This window comes from Rhizobium sp. P2_G2 (assembly GCF_056403555.1).
The window spans coordinates 1-1,358 of record NZ_JBFUFF010000259.1 but is presented as its reverse complement, the minus strand read 5'-3'; the positions used below and the strand labels follow the sequence as shown (position 1 = coordinate 1,358).

2 protein-coding genes are annotated in these 1,358 nt (G+C 53.4%); both read right to left on the bottom strand.

What is annotated here, in order from left to right:
- A partial coding sequence (locus AC1D06_RS42610) for a hypothetical protein (RefSeq protein ID WP_477991609.1) occupies positions 1–340 on the bottom strand: 340 nt, incomplete at its 3' end.
- 182 nt (positions 341–522) lie between these two features.
- Entirely contained in the window at positions 523–1,209 is a 687-nt protein-coding gene (locus tag AC1D06_RS42605) for a M10 family metallopeptidase C-terminal domain-containing protein (RefSeq protein ID WP_477991607.1), read from the bottom strand.
- Between the last annotated feature and the right edge of the window lie 149 nt (positions 1,210–1,358).

The window sequence follows — 1,358 nt, the reverse complement described above, 5'->3', positions numbered from 1 at the left end:
CCTTCGGCGATGTCACCGAAGAAGAAAGCAGTGCACCACGCTTCAACTCGTCCCCAGGTCCAAAGGCAAAGCTGGTATCGCTGCCGTCCGGCGCAAATTGAAGCAGAATATGACTGCCATCGCTGCCGTTGCTTTCATAGCTATGGATGCTACCGTCGGGATAGAGCGATATCCGAACGAAATCTTGGGCGCTGTTGTAATTGCCTGCTGGAGCCTCACTACCATCAGGTCGAAATCGCAGGACCGTGGCGTCCGCATCGTTGTCATAACCAATGGAGTAAGCAATCTTACCGTCATTGTTTAAGTGAACGTAAAGATTTCCAGGTGGCGGCAGCGCCATTCTACCCTCCCCATACGAGCGCTCTACACAATTCTCAACGCGCCAAATTGCGGGGACAATAGAATGTCTCGGTCACCGCATTAGTAAGACAATGGTTACCATAATTTCTTTTGTTGTCAATTTACTACAAGTTTCAGATCAACTGCAAAGTCGGCCGGCAGACAGCCGCTCATACTCACCCATCAGAGCCGCTTTTTGATGGCACCATACGACAACCCTGAGAGCTGCGGATGGTTCGGATGGTCGCGCGGCGAAAGCATCCGGAGGTTTTTGGGGCGCACAAAGCGATCACGACCTGCACGAGTCGCGGCCGTACTTCCTTGACGTCTCCAGCCTGAACCCGCTTCGTCGTGAGCGTTCACCAACGTGTTCAAATAATGAAATCTCCAGCCGTTAGCGTCACATGGGATTACGAGCTTCAGCACGGCATCTGAACCGGTGTCGAAGTTTCCGTCATGATTGAGATCGACGTAGACGAAAGTATTCTTCGCACCTACAAACTGCGAAACAGCATCGTAGGTCACGCCTCCGACGTGGAAGAAGTTCGCTGAAGGCGCCGTTTGCTCGGCAGCGGCGGTGCCGTTTGACTGGAAAACATTCGTTGATGCGAGGCCGAAAGCGACGAAGTCGAACTTATCCGTGCCAGTGACGAAGTCGTTGAGCGTGTCGAAGTTACTGGCTGTGGAATCGCTCTGGGTCCGGAAGACGAAGCGGTCGCCTCCATCGCCACCTATGAGCACATCTCCTCCGCCCGAGCCACTAGTCGCATCATTGCCAGCGCCGCCGACAATCATATCAGTGCTCGACGAGCCTGTAATTTTGAAGCCCTCACTTTGGGCACTGAGATCAAGCTTTGTTGAGCCGGTCAACGGCGCACACTAGATTTTGACAATCTGTGTATCGTTCACGCTGGCGAAGTTGGAGCCGATTTGCAGCGTGTCTATACCTGCGCCACCATTCAGCAAGGTATCATTCTGCGCTCCGACGATTCCATCGTTGCCCGATCCAGCTGTAATGC